Annotated in this window: 24 protein-coding genes, 1 tRNA gene and 1 pseudogene; 11 read left to right on the forward strand and 15 right to left on the reverse strand. The window is 48.4% G+C overall.

The annotated features are described in order from the left end of the window. Positions 1 to 462: a winged helix-turn-helix transcriptional regulator gene (locus KCG54_RS03395; RefSeq protein WP_079453694.1), complete on the reverse strand. Its 462-nt coding sequence runs from the start codon at positions 460 to 462 to the stop codon at positions 1 to 3. 206 nt (positions 463 to 668) lie between these two features. Here KCG54_RS03395 and alr point away from each other — a divergent pair, with 206 nt between their 5' ends. Next, positions 669 to 1727, forward strand: a complete 1059-nt coding sequence (alr, locus tag KCG54_RS03400; RefSeq protein WP_254324657.1) for an alanine racemase — start codon at positions 669 to 671, stop codon at positions 1725 to 1727. A 59-nt stretch (positions 1728 to 1786) separates the two neighbouring features. On the opposite strand, the gene KCG54_RS03405 is transcribed toward alr, so the two are convergent. Then, complete coding sequence (locus KCG54_RS03405; RefSeq protein WP_036493902.1) at positions 1787 to 2530, reverse strand: pseudouridine synthase; 744 nt, start codon at positions 2528 to 2530, stop codon at positions 1787 to 1789. A 330-nt stretch (positions 2531 to 2860) separates the two neighbouring features. On the opposite strand from KCG54_RS03405, the gene KCG54_RS03410 reads away from it, so the two are divergent. Beyond that, a complete protein-coding gene (locus KCG54_RS03410; protein ID WP_254324658.1) occupies positions 2861 to 4942 on the forward strand; it encodes a carbon starvation CstA family protein in 2082 nt (693 codons plus the stop codon). After that, the gene (locus KCG54_RS03415) at positions 4932 to 5126 is read left to right on the forward strand and encodes a YbdD/YjiX family protein (protein WP_049343946.1); all 195 of its coding nucleotides are present in this window, start codon (positions 4932 to 4934) and stop codon (positions 5124 to 5126) included. Before KCG54_RS03410 ends, KCG54_RS03415 begins: the two co-directional genes overlap by 11 nt. A 119-nt stretch (positions 5127 to 5245) precedes the next feature. Here the strand turns inward: KCG54_RS03415 and KCG54_RS03420 are convergent, their stop codons facing one another. The 5 genes from KCG54_RS03420 to ppsA all read right to left on the reverse strand — a co-directional run bounded on the left by KCG54_RS03420 (position 5246) and on the right by ppsA (position 10731). Beyond that, positions 5246 to 5536, reverse strand: coding sequence for a chaperone modulator CbpM (locus tag KCG54_RS03420; RefSeq protein WP_128581177.1), 291 nt, complete (start codon positions 5534 to 5536; stop codon positions 5246 to 5248). Between the two features lie 15 nt (positions 5537 to 5551). Beyond that, positions 5552 to 6511: a DnaJ C-terminal domain-containing protein gene (locus KCG54_RS03425; protein ID WP_036491296.1), complete on the reverse strand. Its 960-nt coding sequence runs from the start codon at positions 6509 to 6511 to the stop codon at positions 5552 to 5554. A 205-nt stretch (positions 6512 to 6716) separates the two neighbouring features. Next, the gene (locus tag KCG54_RS03430) at positions 6717 to 7049 is read right to left on the reverse strand and encodes a hypothetical protein (RefSeq protein ID WP_254324659.1); all 333 of its coding nucleotides are present in this window, start codon (positions 7047 to 7049) and stop codon (positions 6717 to 6719) included. A 322-nt stretch (positions 7050 to 7371) separates the two neighbouring features. Next, positions 7372 to 8076, reverse strand: a complete 705-nt coding sequence (locus KCG54_RS03435) for a peptidoglycan DD-metalloendopeptidase family protein (RefSeq protein WP_036491300.1) — start codon at positions 8074 to 8076, stop codon at positions 7372 to 7374. Between the two features lie 270 nt (positions 8077 to 8346). After that, positions 8347 to 10731 carry a phosphoenolpyruvate synthase gene (gene ppsA, locus KCG54_RS03440; RefSeq protein ID WP_254324660.1) on the reverse strand — a complete coding sequence of 795 codons (2385 nt, stop codon included), beginning with the start codon at positions 10729 to 10731 and terminating at the stop codon, positions 8347 to 8349. Between the two features lie 415 nt (positions 10732 to 11146). On the opposite strand from ppsA, the gene ppsR reads away from it, so the two are divergent. Then, a complete protein-coding gene (gene ppsR / locus KCG54_RS03445) occupies positions 11147 to 11968 on the forward strand; it encodes a posphoenolpyruvate synthetase regulatory kinase/phosphorylase PpsR (RefSeq protein ID WP_254324661.1) in 822 nt (273 codons plus the stop codon). 58 nt (positions 11969 to 12026) lie between these two features. Here ppsR and dcd read toward each other — a convergent pair whose 3' ends face one another. From dcd to KCG54_RS03465, 4 genes are all read right to left on the reverse strand, one after another. Next, positions 12027 to 12593, reverse strand: coding sequence for a dCTP deaminase (dcd, locus tag KCG54_RS03450; protein WP_003680541.1), 567 nt, complete (start codon positions 12591 to 12593; stop codon positions 12027 to 12029). A gap of 125 nt (positions 12594 to 12718) precedes the next feature. After that, on the reverse strand, positions 12719 to 13150 hold the full coding sequence (locus KCG54_RS03455) for a hypothetical protein (RefSeq protein ID WP_070851014.1): 432 nt from the start codon (positions 13148 to 13150) through the stop codon (positions 12719 to 12721). Between the two features lie 24 nt (positions 13151 to 13174). Next, positions 13175 to 13957, reverse strand: a complete 783-nt coding sequence (locus KCG54_RS03460) for an ADP-ribosylglycohydrolase family protein (RefSeq protein ID WP_254324983.1) — start codon at positions 13955 to 13957, stop codon at positions 13175 to 13177. Between the two features lie 78 nt (positions 13958 to 14035). Further along, positions 14036 to 14935, reverse strand: a complete 900-nt coding sequence (locus KCG54_RS03465) for a recombination-associated protein RdgC (protein WP_254324662.1) — start codon at positions 14933 to 14935, stop codon at positions 14036 to 14038. Between the two features lie 133 nt (positions 14936 to 15068). Between KCG54_RS03465 and KCG54_RS03470 the strand changes: the two genes are divergently transcribed. The 3 genes and pseudogenes from KCG54_RS03470 to serS all read left to right on the forward strand — a co-directional run bounded on the left by KCG54_RS03470 (position 15069) and on the right by serS (position 16754). Further along, positions 15069 to 15144: transfer RNA gene (locus KCG54_RS03470), tRNA-Glu, on the forward strand. Between the two features lie 125 nt (positions 15145 to 15269). Beyond that, a pseudogene (locus tag KCG54_RS03475) lies at positions 15270 to 15476 on the forward strand (serine--tRNA ligase); the annotation flags it as partial. Positions 15477 to 15635: 159 nt separating this feature from the next. Then, entirely contained in the window at positions 15636 to 16754 is a 1119-nt protein-coding gene (gene serS / locus KCG54_RS03480; protein ID WP_283254589.1) for a serine--tRNA ligase, read from the forward strand. A gap of 65 nt (positions 16755 to 16819) precedes the next feature. Here serS and KCG54_RS03485 read toward each other — a convergent pair whose 3' ends face one another. From KCG54_RS03485 to KCG54_RS03495, 3 genes are all read right to left on the reverse strand, one after another. Continuing rightward, positions 16820 to 17059, reverse strand: a complete 240-nt coding sequence (locus tag KCG54_RS03485; protein ID WP_254324663.1) for a putative hemolysin — start codon at positions 17057 to 17059, stop codon at positions 16820 to 16822. A gap of 129 nt (positions 17060 to 17188) precedes the next feature. Beyond that, positions 17189 to 17992 carry a basic amino acid ABC transporter substrate-binding protein gene (locus KCG54_RS03490; protein WP_049347925.1) on the reverse strand — a complete coding sequence of 268 codons (804 nt, stop codon included), beginning with the start codon at positions 17990 to 17992 and terminating at the stop codon, positions 17189 to 17191. Between the two features lie 76 nt (positions 17993 to 18068). Beyond that, positions 18069 to 18320 carry an NGO1151 family protein gene (locus KCG54_RS03495; protein ID WP_003680526.1) on the reverse strand — a complete coding sequence of 84 codons (252 nt, stop codon included), beginning with the start codon at positions 18318 to 18320 and terminating at the stop codon, positions 18069 to 18071. Between the two features lie 162 nt (positions 18321 to 18482). Between KCG54_RS03495 and KCG54_RS03500 the strand changes: the two genes are divergently transcribed. From KCG54_RS03500 to KCG54_RS03515, 4 genes are all read left to right on the forward strand, one after another. Further along, on the forward strand, positions 18483 to 19283 hold the full coding sequence (locus tag KCG54_RS03500; RefSeq protein WP_254324664.1) for a hypothetical protein: 801 nt from the start codon (positions 18483 to 18485) through the stop codon (positions 19281 to 19283). A gap of 121 nt (positions 19284 to 19404) precedes the next feature. Then, entirely contained in the window at positions 19405 to 19965 is a 561-nt protein-coding gene (locus tag KCG54_RS03505) for a DUF3465 domain-containing protein (RefSeq protein ID WP_254324665.1), read from the forward strand. Positions 19966 to 20108: 143 nt separating this feature from the next. Further along, on the forward strand, positions 20109 to 21278 hold the full coding sequence (gene metZ, locus KCG54_RS03510) for an O-succinylhomoserine sulfhydrylase (protein WP_254324666.1): 1170 nt from the start codon (positions 20109 to 20111) through the stop codon (positions 21276 to 21278). Positions 21279 to 21364: 86 nt separating this feature from the next. After that, positions 21365 to 21571 (forward strand): DUF2788 domain-containing protein, encoded by a 207-nt coding sequence (locus KCG54_RS03515; RefSeq protein ID WP_003680520.1) that lies wholly within the window; start codon positions 21365 to 21367, stop codon positions 21569 to 21571. A 72-nt stretch (positions 21572 to 21643) separates the two neighbouring features. On the opposite strand, the gene KCG54_RS03520 is transcribed toward KCG54_RS03515, so the two are convergent. Beyond that, positions 21644 to 22435: a Cof-type HAD-IIB family hydrolase gene (locus KCG54_RS03520; protein WP_254324667.1), complete on the reverse strand. Its 792-nt coding sequence runs from the start codon at positions 22433 to 22435 to the stop codon at positions 21644 to 21646. Between the last annotated feature and the right edge of the window lie 135 nt (positions 22436 to 22570).

Here is a 22570-nt window from a genome sequence, read left to right on the forward strand (position 1 = left end):
TTAGATATCTAATACTACTTCTTCTTTGACTTCTTCCATGACAACATAACTGCGGCTTTCGGATGCAGCCGGCAGTTGCAGCAGGATATTGCCAAGCATATCGCGATAGGCGGACATATTGGGCAGGCGGACTTTGATAAGGTAATCGTATTCGCCGGAGACCAAGTGGCATTCTAAAATTTGCGGAATCTTCAGCACTTCGCGTTTGAAGTCTTCAAAAATATTGCCGGATTTGGAACGCAGTTTCAGTTCGACAAAGACCAAGAGGCTTTGACCCAAGGCATGAGGATTCAGATGGGCGTGATAGCCGGTGATAAGGTTGTCGCGTTCCAAGCGGCGGACGCGTTCGGTTACCGGCGTGGTAGATAGGCCGACTTTTTCAGCCAATTCGGTCATGGGGATGCGTGCGTTTTGTTGCAGGAGCTTGAGAATTTTTAAGTCGGTTTTGTCGAGTTCTTTCATGGCTTTAATGCTTGTCGTTTTCAATTTGGATGACATCATAACCTTAAAACAGGCTCAGAAGAAGCATAAATCCTTAAAGGTAAGGCGGAAGGAAGATATTAATCTTGTGTATTTCATGGAATCCTGTATGGTTTTTGACCTATAATATTCGCTTCAAAGTAATAGGGCAGGCCGTCTGAAACGGATGCCGATAAGAGGAATACATTATGCGTCCGCTCAATGCGCAAATCCGTTTGGATAATTTACGTCAAAATTATCGTCTTCTCAAAGAGTTGCACGGCAATAAATTGTTGGCTGTGATTAAGGCCGATGCTTACGGGCATGGCGCGGTCAGATGTGCACACGCGTTGGCGGATATTGCCGACGGCTTTGCGGTGGCAACGGTAGATGAAGGCGTGGAATTGCGTCAAAACGGCATTAAAAATCCGATTGTTTTATTGGAAGGCGTGTTTGAGGCTGCAGAGTATGCGGATGTTGATCGTTATGATTTGTGGCCGGCAATCGGCAGTCAATGGCAGCTGGAGGCGTTTGCACATCATGAGTGGCAACGTCCGACAACCGTATGGCTGAAAATGGACTCTGGTATGCACCGTGCCGGTTTCTTTCCGCATAACTATGCCGCCGCCTATACGGCATTGAAACAATCCGAATCGGTTGAAAACATTGTGAAATTCAGCCATTTTGCCTGCGCGGACGAGCCGGAAAACGGCATGACCGAAATGCAGCTTGAAGCGTTTGATTTGGCGTGTGAGGGTTTGGAAGGTGAGGAGAGCTTGGCCAATTCCGCCGCGATTTTGAACGTGCCTGAAGCGCGGCGCGATTGGGGACGTGCCGGTCTGGCCTTATATGGTATTTCGCCTTTCGGCGATGTGGATGAGCGTTTGAAACCTGTTATGCGCCTGACTTCTCGCGTTTTCGGCGAGCGCGTGTTGCAGCCGCATTCTCCGATTGGCTACGGCGCAACGTTCTACACCAGCAAATCTACCCGTGTCGGTTTGATTGCCTGCGGCTATGCCGACGGTTATCCGCGTCGCGCTTCCACTAATTCTCCTGTAGCGGTGGATGGCAAACGCAGCCGTATTATCGGCAGGGTATCTATGGATATGATTACGGTTGAGCTGGAAGCCTCGAAAGAAGGCTTGGACGCAGAAGTCGAGCTTTGGGGCGATGTGATTAATATTAATGAAGTTTCCGAAGTTGCCGGTATGATTCCGTACGAAATCCTATGCAATATCAAACGTGCGAAGTTTACGTATATTGAGTAAGCAGTAAAAGATAAGGCCGTCTGAAATATGTTTTCAGACGGCCTTTCTGTTATTTGCAATTAAAACGATTCGTCAGCGCGTAAATAACGCCATTTGCCCGGCGGCAGTCTGCCGAGTTTGACTTTGCCCATGCGGATGCGTTTCAAACCGACAACGCGCAGGCCGACCAGTTCGCACATGCGGCGGATTTGTCGTTTTTTGCCTTGTCGCAAAATAAAGCGCAACTGGTCTTCGTTTTGCCATTCGACTTTGGCGGGGCGCAATTTTTCTCCGTCCAAACTCAAGCCGTGGTTGAGTAGGGCGAGGCCTTTGTCGTCCAGTTTGCCACGGACGCGGACGAGGTATTCTTTTTCGCTGCTGCTGTTTTCACCAATCAGTTGTTTGGCAATGCGTCCGTCCTGAGTGAGTACCAATAATCCGACGGAGTCGATATCCAGGCGGCCAGCAGGAGCTAAGCCGAATTTGTGCTTTTCGCTGAAAGGGATACGGCTGTCGTCGCCTTCCCAATGGTTGTCGGCTGTGATGAGTTCGGCGGCGGACTTATAGCCTTTTTCTGCCTGCGCGCTGACGTAGCCGACAGGTTTGTTCAGCAGGATGGTTACGCGCGCGGCTTGTTTTTCATGGGCTTGTTTGTTGAGGTCGATGCGGTCGCGCTCGGTAACTTTTTGACCGAGTACGGCGGTTTGGCCGTTGACTTTGACCCAGCCTTGCTCAATATAACTGTCTGCCTCGCGGCGCGAGCATAAGCCTAATTGCGCCATGCGTTTGGAGAGGCGCATGGTTTCGGAATCGTTGTTTTGCATGGTATGGCAATATAGAGAAATGGGAATGTCGGATTATAGCATTGACCGTTTGTCAGGCCGTCTGAAAACTGAATTTTTGGGTTTTCAGACGGCCTTTCGTTTGCTATATGTTAAGGAATATTTAGTTTTAAAGTAAAAACTAAAGGGTGTATTGTCTGTTTGTGTTAACCTTACGAACGAACTAATCATTTTGTTTTCAGTCGAATTTGGGTTGAAATGACATTTCACTCATGAAATCATAAAGACTATAATGATTGGTCTTTCTGAAGTGCATGAAGGCAGTTTGTCGCTAAAACAAGCTTTCGTGTATCACGTTTTAAGGATAAATCAATGAAATCGCTCAAATCATTTTTGATTTGGGGCATTGTGGTTTTGGTCGGCCTGGCCTCCTTTACCACTTTGGCCCTCAGTCGCGGCGAGCAGGTCAGTGCGATTTGGATGGTTACGGCCGCCATTTCGGTATACTGTATTGCCTACCGTTTTTACAGTCTTTACATTGCCAACCGTGTGATGCAGCTTGATCCTAACCGTCTGACTCCGGCAGAACGCCACAATGACGGCTTGGACTATGTACCCACACATAAAGGCGTACTGTTCGGCCACCACTTTGCCGCGATTGCCGGCGCAGGTCCTTTGGTCGGTCCTGTATTGGCAGCGCAAATGGGTTATCTGCCCGGTACTTTGTGGATTATCTTCGGCGTGGTGTTTGCCGGTGCCGTACAGGATATGATGGTCTTGTTCGTCTCCATGCGCCGTGACGGTAAGTCTTTGGGCGATATCGTGAAACAAGAACTCGGTACCGTTCCCGGCGTGATTGCGTCTATCGGTATTTTGATGATTATGGTCATCATTATGGCGGTGTTGGCGCTGATCGTTGTGAAAGCATTGGTTCACAGCCCTTGGGGTACGTTTACCATTGCCGCAACCATGCCGATTGCCCTGTTTATGGGTATCTACACCCGTTATATTCGTCCGGGCAAAATCGGCGAGATTTCCATCGTCGGCTTTATTTTGCTGATGTTGGCCGTAATTTACGGTGAAGATGTTGCCCGCAGCTCCGTCGGACACTGGTTCGACCTTGACGGCATTCAGCTGACTTGGGCGATTATGATTTACGGTTTCGTGGCTTCCGTATTGCCGGTTTGGCTCTTGCTGACCCCGCGCGACTATCTGTCTACCTTCCTGAAAATCGGTACGATTGCAGCTTTGGCTTTGGGTATCGTTATTGTTAACCCAACCCTGCAAATGCCTGCGGTTACCCACTTTATCGATGGTTCAGGCCCGGTATTCTCCGGTGCATTGTTCCCATTCTTGTTCATTACCATTGCTTGTGGTGCGGTTTCAGGCTTCCATGCGCTGATTTCTTCCGGTACTACGCCAAAAATGGTGGAAAACGAAACCCACGTCCGCATGATCGGTTACGGCGGCATGATTATGGAAAGCTTTGTGGCCATTATGGCGTTGGCTGCCGCCGCTTCGCTTGAGCCAGGCGTGTACTTCGCGATGAACAGCCCGGCTGCGCTGATTGGCACAGATGCCAACACTGCTGCCGAAGTCATTACCACTAAACTGAATTTCCCTGTTGATGCCGCAACCTTGTTGCATACTGCTAAAGAAGTGGGCGAAAACACCATTCTGTCCCGTGCAGGCGGCGCGCCAACCCTCGCAGTCGGTATGGCGCACATCATGAGCCGTCTGATTCCTGGCGAAGCCATGATGGCGTTCTGGTATCACTTTGCCCTGCTGTTTGAAGCCTTGTTCATCCTGACTGCCGTTGACGCCGGTACGCGCGTAGCCCGTTTCATGATCCAAGACTTGGGCAGTATTTTCTACAAACCATTCGGTAACACCGACTCTATCCCTGCCAACTTGGTTGCCACATTCTTTGCCGTGGCATTGTGGGGTTACTTCCTCTATACCGGCGTAACCGACCCTCTGGGCGGTATTAACTCGCTCTGGCCGTTGTTTGGTATCGCCAACCAAATGCTTGCAGGCGTAGCGTTGATTATGTGTACCGTTGTATTGGTGAAAATGAAACGCGACCGCTATATTTGGGTAACCTTGGTTCCTGCTGTCGGCGTATTGTTCGTAACCTGCTATGCCGGTTTGCAAAAACTGTTCCACAGCGATCCGCGCGTCAGCTTCTTGGCTCACGCAGGCAAATACCGCGATGCCTTGGCTTCAGGCGAAGTCCTTGCCCCAGCTAAAGACATTGGCGAAATGTCACAAATCATCTTCAACGACCAAATCAATGCTGGTCTGACTGCTTTGTTCTTGGCAGTTGTCGTGATTGTCGCCGTGTACGGTTTCCGTACCGCCATGAAAGCCCGCAAAGTCGGTTGGCCAACTGCTAAAGAAATTCCAGCAGTGTACCGCGACGGTAAGCAGCCGGAGGCTCAGCATGAAGCATAAGCTCGCATCTTGGTGGAAAACCATCAAGTTGACAGCAAACTTGATGGCCGGTGTTCCAGATTATGAAAACTACGTTGCCCGCCAGCGCAAACATAATCCCAATGCGCCGGTCATGACCGAGCTGCAATTCCAAGACTACTGCCGCAAACGCCGTTGCGGTAGCAACGGCGGACGCTGTTGTTAATGAAGGCATGAAAAAAGGCCGTCTGAAAATACTTTCAGACGGCCTTTTATTATGGAATATCAATAAAAATCAAAAACTTTGTCTTGTCATCAATATTTAAGCGAACAACTTGCTAATATTTACTCTTCTTCGAGCAGTACCAGCGGACGCTGTATTTTTCTGAGTTCTTCCACCTCGTCTAACAGCCGCATAATCAGCCCTAATGCGGGAATGCCGGCTTCAAAATCACGGCTTAAGCGTTGTGCGCGACGGATGCGGGCAAGATGAAAACCACTGAAGGTGCTTTTTTCGGGCGTGCCATCAATGCTGATGATGTCTTCTGCTATAAGTTCCAACAGCCAATCGCGACGGCAGCGGCTGGCGGCAACGATTTCTTCAAAAGTAAGGGTAACATCGGAGGACTGAATCATAATTTATCCTTTCTCTTATGCTTGTTTCGCGGCAAAGTGTTCGGCCAATTTTTCCCATGCGGCACGGTCGGCTTCGCTCTCTACTGGCGGAACATTAATGCGGATATTGAGATAAAGGTCTCCGGCTTCTTTTGCAGGAATACCTTTGCCTTTGAGGCGGATGCTTTTACCGCTTTGGCTGTTGGCAGGCAGATTGACCTGTAAGCGGCCTGAAGCGGTAGGGACGATGATTTTGCCGCCCAATACGGCTTCCCAAGGTTTGACATCTATTGTTTGATATACGTCTTTCCTGTTTTTGACGTATAAATCAGGTTGGTCGTGGAACTTGATTTTTAAGTACAAGTCACCGTTTTCACCGCCGTTATATCCCGGCAAACCTTGGCCGGCCAAACGGATTTGTTGGCCTTCTGCAATGCCTTTGGGGATTTTGACGTTGAGGGTTTTATTTTGATAAACCGCACGTCCGTATTCGTCTAGGGTCGGCACATTCAAAGTCATGCTACGTTCTGCGCCAACATACGCTGCATAAATATCAATACTCAATTCAGCATGTTGATCCTCGCCTTTTATTGGGCCGCGGGGTTGCTCGGAACGAGTGTGGGATTGGCGGAATGATGAAAAAAGATCTTCAAAATTGAAATCTCCCGCTCCGAACGGCTCGCCTTCATGACGTTCATAGCGGAAGCTGCCGCCGTTAAATCCATTGCCAAACGGATTGCCGCCTTGACCGAACGGATTGCCTCCAGCGCTGCGTCCGTAAGGATTAGCCAACATTTCATCGTATTCGGCCCGCTTTTCTTTGTCGGAAAGCGTTTCGTAGGCACGGTTGATTTCTACCGTACGTTCGGCTGCGTCAGGTTCTTTGCTGACATCGGGGTGGTATTTGCGCACCAGTTTTCGGTAGGCTTTTTTGATTTCGGCCTCATCCGCATCTTTGGCAACGCCCAGTATTTCATAATAGTTTTTTTCTGCCATGTTATTCCTTTGACTGCTCATATACAAAATTCTTATAGTTTTAATAATTGAGGGTAGATATTCTAAAATCAAGCGCGTTGGAAATAAAATTCTCTATTTCTGATAATGATTAATGGATAATTTATTTCTTTGTTTCTAGAGAAATAGAAAATATAAAGGCCGTCTGAAATACGGTTTTTCAGACGGCCTTTATCAAATTGGGGTTTTATTTGTCTTGAGCATTTTTTTGTTCGCGGACCACCCATTGGGCAATATCTGAACCCAATACTTTAGAAGTGCGGTTCAAGACGGCGCAAGAGCTTTTATAAGCGCCAAACATGCCGCCGGAAGAGTTGCGGGTAAAGGTTTTTTTATTAACTTGTTTGCCGTCAACATACAAAGTGGCTGAAACCGCCATCCCTTTGGCGTGGCCGATAAAGGCATTGCCTGCGCTCATGGCGGAAGTAATGGCGATGTCTGCGTATGTACCTTGTTTTTTACCGTCACGGACAACCGTTACATCGCTTTTGGCTGCAGTTTCTTGCAAAGATTTGGACATGATGCTGCCCACTTCTAAACACTCGGAAACAATACCGGGTATCGATTTCTTCTTTATCGCGGTAAGGAATGCTTTCATCAATATGGACATCTGCGCTGGCAAATGCAGATGCAAACAAGAATGCGGTTGCAAGGATACGGTTAGGAGACATAGTAGGACACCTGAAATGGAATGTTAAAAAGAGTTGTTATTGTATAACGGCGTTTACACTCAATCAACATAAGTTAAATAGGAAAAGATTTTGTTGAAATGGCTGTTATAGCAAGATAATCAAAAGGCCGTCTGAAATAACAGTATTTCAGACGGCCTTTTGATTGGGACATTAATTTGTTCTGGTCAAATAAGGCAGGGGATCGACTGCTTTGCCGTTTAGACGAACTTCAAAATGTAGCTTGACGCTGTCTGTATCGCTGCTGCCCATGGTGGCGATAACTTGACCTGCTTGGACTTTTTGATCTTTTTGTACTAAAAGCGTGTCGTTGTGGGCATAGGCGGTGATGGTGTAGTCGTTGTGGCTGATTAAAATCAGCTTGCCGTAGCCGCGGACTTCTTCGCCAACGTAAATGACGGTACCGGCTGCGGCAGAACGGATTTGTTGGCCTTGTGTGCCTGCAATATCTATGCCTTTGCTGGTTGTGCCGTTGTAGCGTTGGATAATGGAGGATGAGGCGTTATCGGTCGGCCATTGCAAGCTTAACCGATTGATCGGGGTAACGGCGGTTGCTTGGCGTTGCTGCGTAGCAGTATTGCGGGAGGCAACATGACGGCGGACGCGCAATACTTGGCCGACTTCGATTTGTGAGGCGTTGGGAAGATTGTTCCATGCAACCAGTGTATTGACGTTTTGTCCGTAGCGTTTGGCGATTTGGGTCAGGGTATCGCCGGGGCGGACTTTGTAGTAGCCGTCGGGTACGGCGCGGTTGGAAGAGGTATTGTTGCCGGCGCAGGCTGCTAAGACGGCAATGGTGCTGATGAGTGCCAGACGTTTCAAGGCCGTCTGAAAGGTGGAAATAAAGGTTGTATTCATGGGTTGTTTCTAAATGTATCGTTATACTGTATATGATAGATAGGAAGAGTGAAAAAAGGTTCACTCAAAAGGCATGGGATAAAATGCGGAAAGGCAATATAGTACCATTGAGAATTTGTAGATATGGTTGAATATTTCTATATCTTTTTGATGAAAAGGGACTTTTTTGAAAAGGTAAAAGAACGTGAAAGTTCTTTCAGACGGCATTGAATAAGGCAATAAAAATCCCCTGCCGAGATAAACGGGCAGGGGATTTTTGTCTCATCGAACTTATTTGTTCAATTCGTTAGCCAGATACAGCCAAGTTTCAATCACGGTATCAGGGTTGAGCGATACGCTTTCGATACCTTCTTGAACCAGCCATTTGGCAAAGTCCGGATGGTCTGACGGGCCTTGACCGCAAATACCGATGTATTTGTTTTGTTTGCGGCAGGCAGAGATTGCTAAATGCAACATCACTTTAACGGCAGGATTACGCTCGTCGAAGGAATCGGATACCAAGCCGCTGTCACGGTCGAGGCCGAGGGTCAGCTGGGTCATGTCGTTAGAGCCGATGGAGAAGCCATCGAAGTATTGCAGGAATTGTTCTGCCAATACAGCGTTGCTTGGCAACTCGCACATCATGATCAGGCGCAGGCCGTTTTTGCCGCGTTCCAAACCGTTTTCTTTCAGGGCTTTGACAACAGCTTCGGCTTCACCCAAAGTGCGGACGAATGGAATCATGATTTCGACGTTGGTCAAACCCATTTCGTCACGGACGCGTTTCAAGGCTTTGCACTCGAGTGCGAAGCAGTCTTTGAAGCTGTCAGCGACATAACGCGCCGCGCCGCGGAAGCCCAACATTGGGTTTTCTTCGTGCGGTTCGTAAATGCTGCCGCCCACCAAGTTGGCGTACTCGTTGGATTTGAAGTCAGACATGCGGACGATGGTTTTGCGTGGGTAAACCGAAGCAGCCAAAGTTGCCACGCCTTCCGCAATTTTATCGACATAGAAGTCAACAGGAGAAGCGTAGCCGGCGATGCGGCGGGTAATTTCCGCTTTCAATTCGTCGTCTTGTTTGTCAAATTCCAACAAGGCTTTAGGGTGGATACCGATTTGACGGTTGATGATGAATTCCATACGTGCCAAGCCGATGCCTTCGCTAGGCAGGTTGGCGAAGCTGAATGCCAATTCAGGGTTACCAACGTTCATCATCACTTTGACAGGGGCTTTAGGCATGTTGTCCAAAGCAACATCGGTAATTTGAACGTCCAGCAGGCCGGAGTAGATGAAGCCGGTATCGCCTTCGGCACAAGATACGGTAACTTCTTGGCCGTCTGAAAGCAGATCGGTTGCGTCGCCGCAGCCGACTACGGCAGGAATGCCCAGTTCACGCGCGATAATCGCTGCGTGGCAGGTACGGCCGCCGCGGTTGGTCACGATGGCGGAAGCACGTTTCATCACCGGTTCCCAATCCGGGTCGGTCATGTCGGTAACGAGTACATCGCCTGCTTCAACGGAATCCATCTCGGAAGCGTCTTTCACCAGGCGTACTTTGCCTTGGCCGACTTTTTGACCGATGGCACGGCCTTCGCACAAGACAACTTTTTCGCCGTTGATGGAGAAGCGGCGCAGATTGCGGCTGCTGTCTTCTTGGGATTTCACGGTCTCAGGACGGGCTTGCAGGATGTAGAGTTTGCCGTCCAAACCGTCGCGGCCCCATTCGATGTCCATTGGGCGGCCGTAGTGTTTTTCGATGGTCAGCGCGTAATGGGCCAATTCGGTAACTTCGGCGTCGGTAATGGAGAAGCGTTGACGGTCTTCTTCAGGTACATCGATGTTGGTTACAGATTTACCGGCTTCGGCTTTGTCGGTAAAGATCATTTTGATTTGTTTCGAACCCATGGTTTTACGCAGGATAGCCGGTTTGCCTGCTTTCAAAGTAGGTTTGAATACATAGAATTCGTCAGGGTTGACCGCGCCTTGTACGACGTTTTCGCCCAGGCCGTAAGAAGAGGTAACGAAAACGACTTGGTCGTAACCGGACTCGGTATCGATGGTGAACATCACACCGGACGCGCCGCTGTCGGAGCGCACCATGCGTTGTACGCCTGCGGAAAGGGCAACGATGTCGTGTTCGAAGCCTTTGTGGACACGGTAAGAAATGGCACGGTCGTTGTACAGGGAAGCGAATACATGGCGCATGGCTTCTTTAACGTTTTCCAAGCCGTTGATGTTCAAGAAGGTTTCTTGTTGGCCGGCAAAAGAAGCGTCCGGTAGGTCTTCTGCTGTTGCGGAAGAACGTACGGCAACGGAAATGTCCGCACCGCCGGCATCGGCAACCATTTTGTTCCAAGCTGTTTCGATTTCAGCATCCAGCTGCTCAGGGAACGGAGTATCCAAAATCCATTGACGGATTTCTTTACCCACGCGCGCCAACTCGGCAACGTCTTCAACATCCAGTTGTTTCAGGGCTTCGGAAATACGCTCGCTCAGACCATTGTGAGCCAGGAAAGCGCGATAGGCTTCGGCAGTGGTCGCAAAACCACCGGGAACGCGTACGCCTTTTTCAGTCAGTTGGCTGATCATTTCGCCCAAAGAGGCATTTTTACCGCCCACTCGCTCAACGTCAGTCATACGCAGGTTTTCAAACCAAATAACGTAGTTTTCGGCCATTTGTGTGTCCAATCCAATCCAAAAATGTTAAAAAAGAAACAAATCCGCCTGCTTATTGTAGCCATTCGTTTGATGGCTGTCATGTGTTTTATCTTTTTTAAAATCACAAATTCGTCTGTGATACTGTGCTTTTCAAGCGTGTAGTCTTCTGAAATGTGAATATCAGATTCATGTTTTTGTGAGTTATCCTATTGTTAAATATGGAAAACAAAATAAGTTAATAAATTTGATGAACAAGATTTATTTTGCAATTTTAGGATAAAATTCTACAAAATAGAAAAAATAAAATATTGTGCTAATTTAAAAATTGTTCAAATTTGTTGTAATCCTGTGTAATCTGCCGGGAGTCGCTTTATTGCAAAGGCTGTAACTGCTATGATTGCCGTCTGAAACGTTACCCTCAAGAGGATTCATTATGACTGATCCACGCCAAGTCTTCTATATTTCCGACCGAACCGGCCTGACCGCCGAAAATATCGGTGAAGCCTTGCTGAACCAATTTGGCAATGTTGAGTTCAAACGCCATACCTATCCGTTTATCGATACGCCTGAAAAAGCGCGTGCTGTTGTAGACAAAGTCAACCAGTCCGCCGAAAAATTCGGCGTGCGCCCGATTGCTTTTGTCAGTGTGGTCAATGACGAAATCCGTGAAATCATCAAGAAAGCCAATGCGTTCCATATTAATTTCTTTGAAACCTTTCTCGGTCTTTTGGAAAAGGAACTCAATACGGAGGCGGTTGCCGCCCAGCAGGGGCACCACAGTATCGGCAATACCCAACGCTATGATGCGCGTATGGAGGCGGTCAATTTTTCACTGAATCATGATGACGGTGTCAGTGATAAGAATTTGAAAGAAGCCGATGTGATTTTGATGGGGGTTTCCCGTTCCGGTAAAACGCCGACCTGTCTCTATCTGGCCTTGCAATACGGTATCCGTGCCGCCAACTATCCGCTGATTCCCGATGACTTGGAATCCACCGATTTGCCGCGTATGGTCAAGCCTTATAAAGATAAGCTGTTTGGTTTGACCATTCAGCCTGAACGCTTGCAGGCTATCCGTCAGGAACGCCGCCCTAATTCGACTTATGCCAAAATCGGTACTTGCCGCAGTGAGATTGCCGATGCGCAAAATATGTTTAAACGCCACGGTATTCCGTTTACCAATACTACGGACAAATCTGTGGAAGAACTTGCCGTGCATATCTTGCAGGCTTGCAAGCTGAAACGCCGTTTTTAACTGAAATGATAAAAGGCCGTCTGAAAGTTTCAGACGGCCTTTTGTTTGGTCTTTGATATTAGGTTTTGGGCAGGGTAACACCGGTTTGCCCCATGTATTTGCCGTTGCGGTCTTTGTATGAAGTTTCGCAGACTTCATCGCTTTCAAAGAACAAGACTTGGGCCACGCCTTCGCCGGCGTAGATTTTTGCCGGTAGCGGCGTGGTGTTGGAAAACTCAAGCGTAACGTAGCCTTCCCACTCCGGCTCGAACGGGGTAACGTTGACGATGATGCCGCAGCGTGCGTAGGTGGACTTGCCTAAGCAGACGGTCAGGACGTTACGCGGGATGCGGAAATATTCGACTGTGCGCGCCAGGGCAAAGGAGTTGGGCGGAATGATGCAGCAGTCGTCTTCGACGGTTACGAAGTTTTTCGGGTCGAAATTTTTCGGGTCGACGATGGTGCTGTTGATATTGGTGAAGATTTTGAATTCATTGGCGCAACGGATGTCGTAGCCGTAGCTGGATGTGCCGTAGGAAATGATGCGCTGACCGTTGGCCTCTTTGATTTGGTTGGGCTCAAACGGCTCAATCATGCCGTGTTCTTCGGCCATGCGGCGTATCCATTTGTCGGATTTAATGCTCATGGTGGTTGTCCTGGGGTAAGGGTTGTTTGGGAATTCTTTGAAATCAACACGACAGCCTTTAGACAGGCTTGTCAATTGATGTTTCAGACGGCCTAAAAGCTGGATAAGGCCGTCTGAAAGGCTGTTTATTTGGTTTTGGAAGCAGATTTCTTAGCCAGTTTGACTTCTTTAATCATACCGTCTTCGCATTTCATGATGAAGACGGGTGTGCCGTTTTGGGAAGCGGTAAAGTTTCCGTGCGCCCTGCCTTTTTTGAACACGCCCTCCAGCGTCATATTGCGTAATTTGGCGCTGTTGGAGGAGAAAGGTTCGATAAAGGTTTCGCTGTTGCTGGAAACGGTATATACGCCTTTGCCGTCAAATTTGCCGTTTTTAAAGGCGCCGACATAGCTGCGGCCGTCCTGGCATTTCCATGTGCCTTTACCGGATGGTTTGCCGTCTTTGCCGACATCGCCATCGTAAACGCAACCTTTTTCCTGATAAGGATTGATGGTTTCAGCAATGGCAGGCGTACCCAGCATGAAGGCGACGGGAAGTAGGGCGAGGTATTTCATCATGATTGTTCCTTTTTGCAGGCGGTTTCAGACGGCCTGATATTGGGATTCAAAAGTCAGCAGGGTTTCAGCAATGCGGCGTGGCAATATGGCTAAAGCGTGTTCGCGCATGGATGCAGGGATACCGTAGTAGGCTTCGGCGATGCTGCCAGTAATGGCCGCCAAGGTATCGCAGTCTCCGCCCAGGGAAACCGCCAGTCGGATGGCGTGTTCAAAATCATCGCTTTCAAGAAAGGCGGTAACTGCTTGAGGTACGGTTTCTTGACAGCTTTCGTTGAAATGATAATGCGGGCGGATTTGGTCGCAACTTTGGCTCAAGTCGTAGCCGAATTGTCGTGTAATGTTTTCTTTGATTTGCGCTTTGCCCATACCGGTACGCGCCCAAAAGACGGCGGCGGCTACGGCTTGCGCGCCTTTAATGCCTTCCGGGTGGTTGTGCGTTACGGCGGCGGATTGTTCGGCAAAATGCAGGGTTTCTTCCAATGTGGCAAATGCCCAGCCAACGGCAGAAACACGCATGGCCGAGCCGTTGCCCCAGCTATTATAAGGTTCTGGATATTTCCATTCTATCCATTGTGAGAAGCGGCCGCCATATGCGCCTTTAGGGTTGGGATATGCCCTACACCAGCCTTGTAAAATAGAGGTCAAATTATCGTTGCAGCCCTGTAAAACCCAATCGGCAATGGCAACAGTGCAAATCGTGTCATCGGTAAAGTCGCTGTCGGGGCTGAAAATGTCAAAATCGGTATGACGGTAGTTGTCAAACTCAAATCGTGATCCGGCAATATCGCCGATGACTGCGCCCAACATCATGACATCCTTTCTGATACTTCTATTTATATTTCAGACGGCCTTTGATATTTCCCAATCAAAAGGCCGTCTGAAAAATTACTCTTGCCAGCCGCCCAAATAAGAAACCAGTTCTTCCAACATGGTGCTGATGGCTTCGGTCATCAGGATTTGCGAGGCAAAGGCGAGGCTGGCGGCATCGTCGCCGTTGCTTTCGGCTTCTTCTTGCAACACGTCCAGATACTGGATGCGTTTGAGCGTAAAGTCTTGGGTGAGGATGAACGCGATTTGTTCGCGCCATACCAAGCCCAGCTGGGTAACGGTTTTGCCGTTTTTGACGTGTTGTACTACTTCATCGGCGGTCAGGTCTTGTTTGGAAACTTTGACGACCGGAACAACATCGCCTACGCCTTTGAGTTCGCAATCGCTGTCCAATTCAAAACCGCCTTCGCAGTGTCCTTGCAGCAGCCAGCTGGTCATCAGGGAAGAGGGCGATTGTTTGGTGTTGGGCAGTGCTGCTTCCAAACCGCCCAAGGCTTCTCGCAGTTTGGTCAGGATATTTTCCGCTTTGGCAGATGCGGCATTGTTGACCAAAAGATAACCGTGGCGTGTGTCGAAAATCGCCTGTGTGCGGCTGCTGCGCGTAAAGGCACGGGGCAGCAGGTCGTCAGTAATCTGTTCTTTCAGCTCTTGTTTTTCCTTACGGCCGACATTGCGCGCTTCGTTGTTTTGGATTTCCAAAACCTTTTCATCCAAAATATCGCGGATGACGCCGGCAGGAAGGACTTTTTCTTCTTTTTTCAGAGCAACGCGCCAAGTGTAATTGGCAGGGAAAACCAGCTCGGGCGAAAAGGAAACCGGCGTGGCAAAGCCTTCGCTAAACCAGTCCAAACCCTGACAATGGGCAAATTCGGATTGCGCCAATTTGTCGGCAAGGACTTCCAATTCGGGCAATTTGTCTTTGTTGAGCGGATAAAAACTGATTTGCTTAAACCACATGGCGAGTTTTCCTTTTTATTAAAACCGGCATTATACAGGGAAAATAACATACGGAAATCGGCAGCACCTTTAAAAATGCAGTAAAAGCGTTGACAGAAGAAAAGGCTTTCTGTATAGTTCGCGCTTCGGTTACGCGCCCATCGTCTAGAGGCCTAGGACACTGCCCTTTCACGGCGGCAACCGGGGTTCGAATCCCCGTGGGCGTGCCAAAATTCTTAAAAAACGCTCCTGCTTTTTGCAGGGGCGTTTTTTGTTTTCAGACGGCCTGTCGCTGTGAAAATATCTTTAAATTGGTTTACAATAATGCCATTCTGAATCTTAACGAGAGAAAACAATGTTAGACATCCAATTGCTCCGCAGCAATACCGCCGCAGTTGCCGAACGTTTGGCGCAGCGCGGTTACGAGTTTGATACCGCACGTTTCAATGAGCTTGAAGAAAAAAGACGTCAGTTGCAAATTAAGGTAGAAAATCTACAAGCAACAAGAAATGTTTTATCCAAAGAAATTGGAGGTTTACGTTCTGAGCAAAAAAAACTAGAAAAGATTCCTGAATATACTCCAGTCATTGCTTTAGGTTTAATAGGCGCTTTTTTTGGTGGCCCAGTAGGAGCTAGTTTAGGGGCTAGTGTAGGAGCTGGCTTAGGTTTAATAACTGGTAAAATTATTAATTCGTTTGAAAATAAAGAACCAGAATATATTGTGAAGCAAGAGGGCGTGATTGATGCACTGGTACAAGATAGGACAGCAAGTGTTAATGAGTTGAAAACCGATTTGGAGCAGGCTGCCGCCGATTTGGATGCCGTTCAGAAAGAATTGGACGCATGGTTGTTGAGCATTCCCAACCTGCCGCACGAAAGCGTACCCGCCGGTAAAGACGAAACCGAAAACGTCGAAGTCCGCAAAGTCGGTACGCCGCGCGAATTTGACTTTGAAATCAAAGACCATGTCGATTTGGGCGAACCTTTGGGCTTGGATTTCGAAGGCGGCGCGAAACTGTCCGGCGCGCGCTTTACCGTCATGAAAGGTCAAATCGCCCGCCTGCACCGCGTGCTGGCGCAGTTCATGCTCGATACGCACACGCTGAAACACGGCTATACCGAGCATTACACGCCTTATATCGTGGATGACACCACTTTGCAGGGTACGGGCCAACTACCTAAATTTGCAGAAGATTTGTTCCACGTTACCCGCGGCGGTGACGAGAGCAAGAAAACGCAATATCTGATTCCGACCGCAGAAGTGACGCTGACCAATACTGTTGCCGACAGCATCGTGGCTGGTAGTGATTTGCCGTTGAAATTGACTGCGCATTCTCCATGTTTCCGTTCCGAAGCGGGTGCATACGGCAAAGACGTGCGCGGTTTGATTCGCCAACACCAATTCGACAAAGTGGAAATGGTGCAAATCGTTCATCCGGAAAAATCATACGAAGCGCTGGAAGAAATGGTCGGTCACGCTGAAAATATTTTGAAAGCGTTGGAATTGCCATACCGCGTGATCACTTTGTGCACCGGCGATATGGGCTTCGGCGCAACCAAAACCTACGACTTGGAAGTTTGGGTTCCTGCGCAAAATACTTACCGCGAAATTTCCAGCTGCTCCAACTGCGAAGATTTCCAAGCACGCCGCATGAAAGCGCGTTTCAAAGATGAAAACGGTAAAAACCGTTTGGTGCATACTTTGAACGGCTCAGGCTTGGCAGTCGGCCGTACTTTGGTGGCAGTATTGGAAAACCATCAAAACGCCGACGGCAGCATTAATGTTCCTGCCGCGTTGCAACCGTATATGGGCGGCGTGACCAAATTGGAAGTAAAATAATCGTTGTTTAAATAAAAAGGCCGTCTGAAACTTGGGTTCAGACGGCCTTTTCTATGATTGAGTAATTATTTGTTGTGCTGACGGAAATATTCCCATTCTTCAACGACTTTACCGTCAGGCAAGTGGCACACACCGTATTCGCCACCATCTTTGTCTTTTTTTATTTCGGATTTGCCGCCTTGTTTGACGCAGAATTCGGAAGCCGGATTGGCTGCGCCGAGGTTAGGAGATTCTTGTTTTTCGGAAGCGGAGCAGGCGGCCAAAGCGGTTGCGGCAGCGAGGCTGAGGATAACGGGTTTGATCATGGTATGTCTTTCATTTGAAAGATAAAAACAAGCAGATTATAGGGGACGCTTGCGTTTAATGGCGTTAACCAGATTAAAGGCCGTCTGAAAAATTTTCAGACGGCCTTTAGTTTAAGAAGTCAAACCGGATTATTTGGCTGCTTCGGTTTTTTCGCCTTCTTTAGCAAAGTATTTGGCGTAAATTTTGTCGTATTCGCCACTTTCGCGTACTTTTTTCAGCGCATCGTTCAACATTTTGATGGTTGCTTCATCGCCTTTGCGTGCAGCGATACCGTAGTTTTCGATGGTGAAGTCAGGCAGGGAGATGAAATCCAGGCCTTTGGTCGGGTTGTTTTTCACATAGTTGGCAATAACCGCGCTGTCGCTGACGACGGAATCCAAACCGCCGTTTTCCAATTCTTTGATAATCAGGGGAACGCTTTCAAAGCGGGCGATTTTCGGATTGTCGTTGCCCAAGAGTTTGGAAACGGAGAAGTCGCCGGTGTAGCCGGTTACCACGCCGACTTTAGCCATGTTTTTCAGGTCTTCGGAAGAAGCCACTTTTTTGCCTTTTGGAACGAGGACAACTTGGGTGATTTCAAAGTATGGATCGCTGAAGAGCATGCTTTGTTTGCGGTCGTCAGTGATGGTTACGCCGGACATAACGATGTCCACGTCGCCGTTGTTCAGAGAAGGGAAGAGGCTTTCCCATGGCTGGTGTTTGAATTCGACTTTGAAGTTGCCGGCTTTGGCCATGGCATTCATCAAATCTACGTCAAAACCTTCTACTTTGCCGGCAGAATCCAAAGATTCAAATGGGGCAAACTCGGCGTTGGAGCCGACACGGTACACTTTATCGGCAGGAGCAGAGGCATTGTTGCTTTGACCGCCGCAGGCAGTCAGGGCAAGGGCGGAACAAGCGAGGGCAGTGGCCAGCCATTTTTTCATGTTCATGATATGTGCTTTCTTAATAAAATGTTAACGGATAAAATCTTAGTTTAGCATAATTTTGCGAACATGCTAGCCGAAATCAGTGGTCTTTTTCTCGGAAAAATGCGTAGGTTACGTCATGGAAGAGGTCGGTGTGCGGACTGTCTTCGTAGCTCAATTCCGCCAACGCGTCTTCAAAGGCAAGCTGGATGGATTCTACGGCATCGTTGGCCATGTCGGAGGGCAGGGAGCGGATAAGGCCTTTCAGCGCGGTGGCGAGGACGTGGTTTTGCATACGCAAAGCGTCGTTGGCCTCTTCCAGATATTCGAGGCGTTGTTCGATGCTGCTCATGATGTATCCTTGAGTATTAAATAAAATAGTGATTATATAGCGAATTAATATTAAAATGTGACGCTTGCGCCGGCTTGCCGGATATGTCCAACCATCGGCCGTATTTCAAGTGATTTTAGGTTTGAATGCGGTTCACAATAAAAATGAAAAAACGAGATTATTATGGAAAACAACCGTCTTGACCCCGCAGCCCTCGAGGAAGAAGACCTGAATTGGGAAAAACGCCTGGAAAGATTGCGTCAGGCACGACAATTCAATACCGCGCCGACTCATGCGCCATTGGTCAAAAAATCGGACGACGCTGTCGATACCGCGTCCAAAACCGCGTCTAAAAAAGAATATAAATTGGATGCTGACAATCGTGAAAAAGTATTGGAAGAGTATTTGTACCGCTGGCAGTTGGAACACAATACTGCCCTTGCAGACGATGGCGAAGCAGTGGAAACCGATGCGATGGTGGTTTTGCAGGACAACTGGTTGAGCGCGCAATCGGCATTGCAGGCTGCGGCTTCAGAGCGTCATATCGAATCGACGCGCACTGTCAGACTGAATCCGAAATCAGGTGCCGTAGATTTTGATGCGCCTGAAGTGGAAGAAACTGAAAAACCGGAAAATGATGATGCGGAAGCGGCTGAAGAGGCGGTTTCAGACGGCCTTGAAAAAGAACCGGCCATCAATGTCCATATCAATGTATTGAACCCGCAAGCGATTGGCCGTCGGGAAGTATTCTGCGTTTCTGAAAAGGATTTGACCGAGCGTCTGATTAAGCGTTTGCGTCCCCATGTGGCCGATGCGGTCAACGGCATGATTCGGATTGCCGTGCAAAAACAAATGGCCTTGTTCACTTACCAGTTGCAGCAAATGCTCAACGAGCAGGCGCCGGGCTTGGTGGAAGATGTATTGGAACACAACGTCAAACGTATCTTGGACGATATGAAGACTGAAATGAAATACCGCCGTTGAGTATCCTGGCCGTCTGAAAAGTTTCAGACGGCCTTCGGCGTAAATTTCCCTTAAAATTTTACGAAGCGTGTATAATAGTGGCTCACGTTTTCGTGATAAATATCCTTTCTAAATAGTTGATATGCCCGATGCAGAATCGGGCATTTTTTTTGAGATTGTTATGAATAAAAATAAAATCATTGTATTGCTGATTGCTTTGGTTGCCGTATTTGCCTATAACAAAATGCAAAACAAGCAGCCGGTACAATCGCAGAATCAGCAGAAAATAGAAGCCGTTCAAAAACAAAATAATTCGGGTAGAAAAAACGCCGATACGGCTCAGCAGCAAATCGGTTCGGACAAAGAATCAGCTGAAGCGGTTTTGAAACAGGCGTTTGAAAACGAACAAAGCGATATTCAGGTTGAGGGCGAGGGCACGGTATGGAAAACCCTGCCGGATGACAACAAAGGCACGCGCCATCAACGTTTTATTTTGAAGCTCTCCAGCGGTCAAACGCTTTTGGTGGCACATAATATCGATTTGGCCGATAAAATCAAAGGCTTGAAAAAAGGTGATAAAGTAGAGTTTTACGGCGAATACGAATGGTCGGAGCAGGGCGGCGTTATCCATTGGACGCACCATGACCCGTCAGGTCGGCATACTGACGGCTGGTTGAAACACGATGGCCGCCTTTATCAGTAAAAACGGTTTTCCTGTTTTTTCAGACGGCCCGAAACACGGCCTTCGGCTTGAAAGATGGTAGAAATCGGCGCAAAATGTTAACAAGTTAAACAGACGGAAAATATTGTTCCGTCCATTGGAATACACAGTAGATTGGAGAATAAATGAACAAAAAACTTCATCCGCAAACGCTGGCCATCCGGGGCGGCAAAGAGCAGACCGAATATCGCGAACACAATCAGGCGCTGTTTTTGACCAGCAGCTTCATGTGGGAAAGCGCGCAACATGCGGCAGATTTGTTTTCCAAAAAAATTAAAGGCTTTACCTATACCCGTACAGCCAATCCGACTACTGCCGCTTTTGAAAAACGCATTGCCGCATTGGAAGGCGCAGAGCGCGCGGTAGCCACTTCGACCGGTATGTCTGCAATTCAGGCGGCGTTTTTTACCTTCCTGCAAGCAGGCGACCACGTTGTTTCTAGCCGCAGCCTGTTCGGCACGACCGTCGGTTTCATCAACAACATCGTTACCAAGTTCGGCATCGAAGTCAGCCATGTATCGCCGGTTGATGTAGATGAATGGAAAGCTGCCATCAAGCCCAATACCAAACTGTTTTTCTTGGAAACGCCGTCCAACCCTTTGGGCGAAGTTGCCGACTTGGAAGCATTGGCCGAACTGGCACACAGCATCGGCGCGCTTTTGGTGGTGGACAACAGCCTGTTGTCGCCAGTCGGTTCGCAGCCTTTGAAACACGGTGCGGATATTTCCGTGTCTTCTGCAACCAAAGCGATTGACGGACACGGTCGCGTGATGGGCGGTGTGTTGGCCGGTTCGGAAGAATTGATGACGCAAGTTGCCGTATATTGCAACTCTTGCGGTTTGGCGATGTCTCCGTTTAACGCATGGCAGCTGTTGAGCGGCGTGGAAACCCTGTCGCTGCGTATGGAAAAACAGTTTGATAATGCGTTAAAAATCGCCAAATGGCTGCAACAACAGCCGCAAGTCCAAGCCGTGTACTACACCGGTTTGCCCGACCATACGCAAGCCGAACTGATCCGTAAACAGCAAAACGGTGGCGGCATCGTCATCGGCTTTGAAGTCGCCGATCAGGAAACCGCATGGAAAATCGTGGACGGCGTAGAACTCTTTTCCCGTACTGCCAACCTCGGCGACGTGCGCTCAACCATCACCCACCCGTGGACAACAACCCACGGCCGTATGCAGCCTGAAGAAAAACTTGCCGCCAATATCCGCCCGGGATTGGTGCGCCTGTCTGTCGGCTTAGAATACGTTGACGATTTGATTGAAGATTTGAAACAAGTCTTGAACAAATAAGTTTAAAAAAGATATTTCAGACGGCCTGTTGCGATAAGGCCGTCTGAAGTTTATGAACACACATCTGAATCATACAAGGAAAGAATATGACTGAAGCAGAATTCGCCTCATGGGCAATGAAAATCCTACTGAGCGGCCTGATTATCTTTTTGGGCTTTATCGTTTGGAACTTGGGTAAAGAATCCAAAGCCGGCAAATTCGGCATTGCCATGCTCTTCTTGGTTTTGGGCTTGGGTGTGTTTGGATTCGTATTTAAAGAATTACTGATTAGCTTTTTGGTATTGCCGAAGTAAGCAGAACGTTTATAGATAGAACAAGGCCGTCTGAACATTTTTTCAGACGGCCTTTTCCTTTTGATTTGAAATTTAAATGACGCCCAATTCTTGTAAGCCGCGCAATACGCCGTCTTCATCAACACTTGGACAGACGAATTGTGCGGCCGCTTTGGCTGCTTCTTCGCCATTGCCCATGGCAACACCAAAGCCGACGGTTGACAGCATTTCCAAGTCGTTGAAGCTGTCGCCGAATGCCATCACTTTACTCATATCAATGCCCAGTTTTTCCACTGCGTGGGTGATGCCGCGAGCTTTTGAACCTTCTTTGCGCAGCAGATCCACAGCATATTCATGCCAGCGGGCGGATTTGAAGCCGTGTTGCCGGGTCAGTGGTTGCAGGATTTTTTCTTCTTCCTTATCCACAAAGACCAACATTTGATAAACAGGTTGTTTGCGGAAATATTCTTTGTCAGTCAGGAAGTTGGGTAGGATATGCGATAAGCCTTCGACAACGCGCGGCGAGTTGGAGGAAACGGCAATTTCTTGGTTGTTGACAAAGGCGTAGTCTATTTTGTGTTGTTCAAGCAGGTTGATGGCGGTTTCGATGTCGGCAATGTCCAAGGGGTAGCTTTGCAGAGGTTCGCCGCGAAAGGAAATATATTGGCCGTTGATGGTAACGAGCATGTCGATACCGCATTTTTGAATCAAGGCTTTGACTTTGGCGGGAATGGCGGCTTCCGGACGGCCGGTGGCAATGGCAGTCAAAATGCCTTTGGCTTTTAATGCGCGCATGGCTTGGGCAACCGAAGGACGCAGGGTATCCGTGTATTTGCGGTAGAGGGTGTCGTCGATGTCAAAGAAGATGATTTCAGGGTTGTTCATGGTTTACTCGTTGGGCTGGGTATACACAGCTTTCATTGAAAATTGTGTGAACAGCTTGTGTATAAATTGGTTTAGTATTTGATTGCTATTATAAAAATAAGTTCTGATTAAAATTTAGGCAGTTTTTGTTTTGAG

Source organism: Neisseria subflava (assembly GCF_024205705.1).
GTDB classification, from domain to species: Bacteria; Pseudomonadota; Gammaproteobacteria; order Burkholderiales; family Neisseriaceae; genus Neisseria; species Neisseria subflava_D.